This is a genomic window from Saccharopolyspora sp., from assembly GCF_017434145.1.
In the GTDB taxonomy this organism is placed as follows: domain Bacteria; phylum Actinomycetota; class Actinomycetes; order Mycobacteriales; family Pseudonocardiaceae; genus Saccharopolyspora_C; species Saccharopolyspora_C galaxeae.
Genome location: NZ_JAFRFW010000962.1, coordinates 1 through 5,647, shown reverse-complemented (window position 1 = coordinate 5,647; position 5,647 = coordinate 1). Strand labels below are relative to the sequence as shown.

At 69.2% G+C, this 5,647-nt stretch carries 7 protein-coding genes, 1 tRNA gene and 1 pseudogene; 4 read left to right on the top strand and 5 right to left on the bottom strand.

The annotated features are described in order from the left end of the window. Together IJH84_RS26015 and IJH84_RS26010 are read right to left on the bottom strand one after the other, a co-directional pair. Nucleotides 1–192 (bottom strand): DNA-formamidopyrimidine glycosylase family protein (locus tag IJH84_RS26015; protein ID WP_295150056.1); only part of this gene is annotated, 192 nt, incomplete at its 3' end. A 39-nt stretch (nt 193–231) separates the two neighbouring features. Continuing rightward, on the bottom strand, nt 232–669 hold the full coding sequence (locus IJH84_RS26010) for a DUF983 domain-containing protein (RefSeq protein WP_200068090.1): 438 nt from the start codon (nt 667–669) through the stop codon (nt 232–234). Nucleotides 670–932: 263 nt separating this feature from the next. Between IJH84_RS26010 and IJH84_RS26005 the strand changes: the two genes are divergently transcribed. Beyond that, nucleotides 933–1,376 (top strand): PPOX class F420-dependent oxidoreductase, encoded by a 444-nt coding sequence (locus IJH84_RS26005; protein ID WP_338601728.1) that lies wholly within the window; start codon nt 933–935, stop codon nt 1,374–1,376. Between the two features lie 69 nt (nt 1,377–1,445). After that, nucleotides 1,446–1,518: transfer RNA gene (locus tag IJH84_RS26000), tRNA-Gly, on the top strand. A gap of 68 nt (nt 1,519–1,586) precedes the next feature. Here the strand turns inward: IJH84_RS26000 and IJH84_RS25995 are convergent. Next, nucleotides 1,587–1,796, bottom strand: coding sequence for a dodecin (locus IJH84_RS25995; protein ID WP_200068089.1), 210 nt, complete (start codon nt 1,794–1,796; stop codon nt 1,587–1,589). 188 nt (nt 1,797–1,984) lie between these two features. On the opposite strand from IJH84_RS25995, the gene IJH84_RS25990 reads away from it, so the two are divergent. Next, entirely contained in the window at nt 1,985–2,584 is a 600-nt protein-coding gene (locus IJH84_RS25990) for a lytic polysaccharide monooxygenase (RefSeq protein WP_200068088.1), read from the top strand. Nucleotides 2,585–2,755: 171 nt separating this feature from the next. Here the strand turns inward: IJH84_RS25990 and msrA are convergent, their stop codons facing one another. After that, nucleotides 2,756–3,412 carry a peptide-methionine (S)-S-oxide reductase MsrA gene (gene msrA / locus IJH84_RS25985; protein ID WP_295150050.1) on the bottom strand — a complete coding sequence of 219 codons (657 nt, stop codon included), beginning with the start codon at nt 3,410–3,412 and terminating at the stop codon, nt 2,756–2,758. Between the two features lie 21 nt (nt 3,413–3,433). After that, nucleotides 3,434–4,636 carry an acyltransferase gene (locus IJH84_RS25980; RefSeq protein ID WP_295150046.1) on the bottom strand — a complete coding sequence of 401 codons (1,203 nt, stop codon included), beginning with the start codon at nt 4,634–4,636 and terminating at the stop codon, nt 3,434–3,436. A gap of 212 nt (nt 4,637–4,848) precedes the next feature. Here IJH84_RS25980 and IJH84_RS25975 point away from each other — a divergent pair. Then, nucleotides 4,849–5,647, top strand: a pseudogene (locus tag IJH84_RS25975) (hypothetical protein); the annotation flags it as partial.

Genomic DNA, 5,647 nt, shown 5'->3' with positions numbered 1-5,647 from the left:
GTCGCAGTCCAGGTCCAGGTACTTGCCGTGCCGTGCCGCGCCGGTCACCGGGCGGTCGTGCAGCTCGGTGTAGGGCGGGCTGGCGGTCTTGAGCACGCTCAGCGAGGCGACGTCGATGCGGGCGAGGGTGCTGCCCACGGCGTGCTCGCGCAGGTGCCGGGCCAGCGCCTCGACTTCGGGCAGTTCGGGCACCCCACCAGTCTGCCAAGATCGATCGGCCTGCGGCGGCCGTCACTCCGTGGGCTGCAGCGAGCCGTTCATGTCCGGTTCGGCGTAGAGCTCGATCTGGCGGGCCACCTTCGCGGTCTCCTGCCGGACGTTGAGGAAGCCGCGCTGCACCCCGACCCAGCGCTCCGGCTGGTGCTCCTCCTCGTCGCCGGGGGTTTCCGCGATGATCGTCCACGGCCGGTGCAGCAGCCAGCGCACCGGGAAGAACATCGCCGCCACGATCAGCGCCAGGACCAGCCAGATCGGCACGTGCACGCCCTCCGGCGTCCACAGCACGAACAGCAGCGCGAGCAGGATGAGGATGCCGAACATCATGATCCCCGGGCCGCGGCCACCGTTGACGTCGTGCTCGAAGTCGTCGCCGGCGATCGGGTTCGACCACTCCAGGCTGGAGCGCACGTTCCACAACCTGCCGTCGGAGCCCCGCACCACGCGGTTCATCGTCGCCTCCTCGCCCGGCGCCGGGCGTTTCCGTTCGGTCGTTGCAAGCCGTACCGCCATCGGCACCGGGAGCGCCGCCCGGCACCGCGGAGCCCGCCTGAGCGGCCACGCACCGGGACCGAGCGTGCCGACACGGTATCGCGACCGTCATCGGCCTCACGGGTGAAAGCGCACGGCACCCGAGGCATTGTCGATCACACCGCCGCGCCGGACCACCCCGGTCCCGCCAATGCGCTCGCGACCTCGCGCACGGTGACTAAGGTGTGCCCGTCGACCTGACACCCGGCGAAGGGCGGGGCATGGACCTCGAACAGGCAAGATCGTTCGTCCGCGAACACCACCGCGCGGTGCTGGGCACGCTTCGCGGGGACGGGACACCGCAGCTGAGCCCGGTGCTGGCGGCCGTGGACGACGCCGGGCGCATCGTGGTGAGCACCCGCGCGGCCACCGCCAAGGTGCACAACCTGGTCCGCGATCCGCGCGCCTGGCTGTGCGTGCTGCCGGACGAGTTCTTCGGCGACTGGATCCAGGTCGACGGCACCGCGGAGGTCGTGCGGCTGCCCGAGGCGATGCCGCTGCTGGAGGACTACTTCCGCCGCGTCTCCGGCGAGCACGACGACTGGGAGGACTATCGGCGCGCGATGCGCGAAGAGGACCGCGTGCTGCTGCGCATCGAGCCGTCGCGGGTCGGACCGGCACGGCGCTGACCCCCTTGGAACGGTGCGCGAACGATGGGTTAAAGTAGTGCTCAACAGCGATCGAGAGATCGTTCGCTTGCGGATGTAGCGCAGCTGGTAGCGCATCACCTTGCCAAGGTGAGGGTCGCGGGTTCGAGTCCCGTCATCCGCTCCGCAGTGAGAAAGCCCCGCCGCAGGACGGCGGGGCTTTTGCGCGTTCGTGGTGCTCGCCGGGCCGGTTCACTCCTCCAGCTTGAAGCCGACCTTCAGCCCGACCTGGAAGTGCGCGATCTCGCCGTTCTCGACGTGGCCGCGGACCTCGGTGACTTCGAACCAGTCCACGTCCCGCAGGGTCTGCGACGCGCGGTGCACACCGCGGCGGATCGCGTCGTCGACGCCGTCCGCGGACGTTCCGACGATCTCGGTTACGCGGTAGATGTTGTCTCCCATCCCGGCATCGTGCGTACGGACGCACCCGCCCGCAAGCCGAACGCGATCTTGCGCTGCTCCGAACGGCCTCAAGGTCTGGACCACTAGCCGAGCCGCGGCCCCCGCGATGTTGCGCAGAACGGTGCTATTTTCCGCGAATAACGCGAGTGTAAATTTCTCCGGCACCGATCCAGGAAGGGAGTACTTCCATGTCGAAAGTGAAAAGCAAGATCGGTATCGCCGCCGTCGGCATCGCCACCCTGGCATTACCGATTTTCACATCCGGTGTCGCGAGTTCGCACGGATTCACCCAGAGCCCTTCCAGCCGCCAGGACGCCTGCTCGACCGGCGCGGCGACGAATTGCGGCGCGATCCAGTGGGAACCGCAGAGCGTCGAAGGCCCGAAGGGCTTCCCGGAGGCGGGCCCGGTCGACGGCAGCATCTGCTCGGCCGGTCTGGAGCAGTTCAGCGAGCTCGACGACCCGCGCGGCGGTCAATGGCCAGCGACCGACGTGCAGGCCGGCCAGGACTTCCAGTTCCAGTGGAAGATCACCGCGAACCACTCGACGTCGTCGTGGCGGTACTTCATCACCAAGGACGGCTGGGACCCGAGCCAGCCGCTCACCCGCGACCAGCTCGAACCGGCGCCGTTCGTCAACGTCGATTACGGCGGGCAGCAGCCGCCGGACGTGTACACGCACACCGGGAAACTGCCGGACAAGACCGGCAAGCACCTGATCCTCGGCGTGTGGGACGTCGCGGACACCAGCAACGCCTTCTATTCCTGCGCGGACGTGAACTTCGGCTGACCCGCGTTTCCGTCCCCCGGCTCCGTGGCCCGGTGCGCGCGAGGCGCACCGGGCGCGGAACCTTCCGGACAGCGGAATCGCACGGCGCCCGGAAATGGTTTCCGAGGTCCAGGAATTCTGGGAAAAAGATCTTTGCCAGAATTAGGTTCGCTGAATCGGGTGGCCGGGCGGTCAGGCCGTGCCGAGGCCGATCGGGCAGGAGACGCCGGTGCCGTCGATGCCGCAGTAGCCGTTCGGGTTCTTGGACTCCGACAGGTACTGCTGGTGGTAGCCCTCGGCGTAGTAGAACTCGCCGAGCGGCGCGATCTCGGTGGTGATCTCGCCGTGGCCCGCGGCGCTCAGCGCCTCCTGGAACTGCTCGCGGCTGCGTTCGACGACTTCGCGCTGGGCGTCGTCGGCGTAGTAGATCGTCGAGCGGTACTGGCTGCCGACGTCGTTGCCCTGCCGGAGGCCCTGCGTCGGGTCGTGGTTCTCCCAGAACACCTTCAGCACCTGCGACAGCGTGATCACAGAGGGGTCGAAGACCACCAGCACCGCCTCGGTGTGCCCGGTCAAGCCGGTGCAGACCTCTTCGTAGGTGGGGTTGGGGGTGTACCCGCCCGCGTAGCCGACCGCGGTGGTCCACACCCCGTCGGTGCGCCAGAAGATGCGTTCCGCGCCCCAGAAGCAGCCCATGCCCACTACCAGGGTCGAGGTGGTCTCCGGGAACGGTGGCTTGATCGGGCGGTCGCCGAACACCGCGTGCCGCTCCGGCACGGAAAGCGGAGTGCTGCGGCCCGGCAGCGCCTCATCGGGGGTGATCATGCGCCTAGCTTTGAACAGCACCATGGTCCCGATGCTACGCCCGCATCAAAACCGCTCCGGCCGCCCGGAAATCGGGTCGAGCGGTCTGTCCGGTCCTTCCGGGGACCGTTCCTCGGTGTCGACCCGTTCCTCGGTGTCGGACAGCTCCTCGGGAGGAACAGCACCCGCCGGGCGGCTGCGGCGTTGCGGAGCGATGTAGTGGCGCAGCCGCATCACCGGCTCTTCGACGAACGTCCACGACAACGTGCCCAGCACGTACGAGATCGGCGCCGCGCACAGCACCATCACGTACTGGTTGCCGACTCCGGACATCGCCAGCAGCTGCTGCACCGGAAAGCCCCAGACGTAAACGCCGTAGCTGCCGTTGACCCAGTGCCCGGGCACGGTGAGCCGGGCGGGCCAGAAATGACCCGCCACCACCACCGCGTAGCTGACCACGAACGCCATCAGGAACGACGCGGCGATGCTGTTCGGCATCGCGCCCAGCACCGCCACCCCGGCACCGGCGGCCAGCACCGACAGCGGCATCCGGTACAGGTTCAGCACCACGCCGAAGGCGAACGCGACCAGGAACGCCACCAGCGACTCGACCGGGACGCTCAGCAGCGAACCGGCCGACTCCGCGCCCGGGTCCTGCTCCAGGTAGCGGTCCCACACCACGATCGCGCACAGCGCGAGCACCGCGAGCCACCGCAACCGCTGCTTGGCAGCGCCCACCAGCAGCAACGCGTACAGGCCGGCATAGGCCAGCAGCTCCATCGGCAACGTCCACAGCGCACCGTTCACCGCGCCCGGCCAGGGGTTGCCGGTGAACACACCCGGCAAGTGGTGGTTGAGTGTCAGCAGCCCGGTGTTGTTGACGATGTAGGCCCAGGTGCCGTGCGCGGCGAAGTACTCCCCCACCGACAACGTCGTCACCAGCGGACCGACGATCAGCGCCATGCCCACCGAGACGGTGAGCATCGGCGGCCACAGCCGCAGCACCCGCTTGGCGGCGAAGCGCAGCGGGTGCGGATCGCGGATCCAGCTCTCGGTGATCTGGAAACCGCTCATCGCGAAGAATCCCATGAGCACGGCCTCATCGGGCTGCAGCGGCCATTCCGGCGGGAACAAGTCGCCGCTGCCCACCAGCGGAGAACTGTGCCCGTAGATCACCAGCAGCGCGCCGATCATGCGGATCCACGCGAAACCGTGCGCGGGGGCGGCGAAACGCTCCGGATGAGCGTGCTCGACACGCGCTGTGCCCACCCGTTTCACCCCCACGACGTGCCGCCCGGCGCATCCGCGACGCCGGGTAGCGTATCGGGTGCCGTCGAGATCGGAAGTGCGATCGTCGCGCGCGGGCGGGAGCGAGTGGTCACACCCGCTGGATCGTTATCCGGGAGGTGGCTCCCGCGATGCGCTGCCTGGTGCAGAATGGCCGGTGATCACGACTCGGTAAATCCGGAAAGGGCGCATCGGTGACCTGGCAAGACGAGCTGCAGAACCTGGATGCCGAACTGGCGGCGGGTAGGATCTCCGCGGAGGAGTACCGGTCCCGGCGGGACGCTTTGGCCGGCCGGGCGCAGGGGCAGGAAGGCTCCGCCGGGAGTTCCGCGCAGCAGCCGGGTGGGCAGTCCCCGGGCAACCAGTCCCCGGGCGCATCCGGTCCCGGTACCCCCTCCGGCGGGTTCGCCCAGCCGGGCGGTCAGCAGGGTGAGCAGTCCAGCCCGTTCCCGCCCGCGTTCAGCTGGGGAGCCGCCGCCGCGCAGGGAGCGCAGGCCGCCCAGCAGCAGAACCAGCCGCAGCCGTCGAACGAACCCACGCACGTGGTGCCGAACCCGCTCACCGGGGCGGACAGCACGCAGACCGTCAACGTCGGCTCCCAGCAGCAGTGGCCGGACCAGCAGCAGTGGAATCAGGGCTGGAACGCGAACACGGCATGGGGCCAGCCGCCGGAGCACGGCGACACCAGCTGGATGCGCCAGGGGCCGGAGGTCTTCGAGGTCTCCGAAGGGGCCTCGAAGGGCAAGATGATCACCGGCGTGGTCATCGGTTCGGTGCTGCTGGTCGTCGTGGTGGTCGCGGGCGTCTTCTACTTCACCACTTCCGGCGGAGGCGGGCAGCCGGCTCCCGCCCCCACCGCGCAGCCGGCGCCACCGCCACCGGCTCCGACCACGAAACCGCTGCCCGAGCCGCCTCCCGCGAAGGCCCCTCCCGCGGCTTCGCAGGCCGTCCGGGTGCCGACCCCGCCCGGGCCGCCGCACCCGTTCAACGGCC

Excerpts from the sequence above, each read along its gene's own strand:
- IJH84_RS26010 (WP_200068090.1), bottom strand. The coding sequence starts at position 669 with ATGAACCGCGTGGTGCGGGGCTCCGACGGCAGGTTGTGGAACGTGCGC.
- IJH84_RS25995 (WP_200068089.1), bottom strand. The coding sequence starts at position 1,796 with ATGGGAGACAACATCTACCGCGTAACCGAGATCGTCGGAACGTCCGCG.
- IJH84_RS25990 (WP_200068088.1), top strand. The coding sequence starts at position 1,985 with ATGTCGAAAGTGAAAAGCAAGATCGGTATCGCCGCCGTCGGCATCGCC.
- msrA (WP_295150050.1), bottom strand. The coding sequence starts at position 3,412 with ATGGTGCTGTTCAAAGCTAGGCGCATGATCACCCCCGATGAGGCGCTG.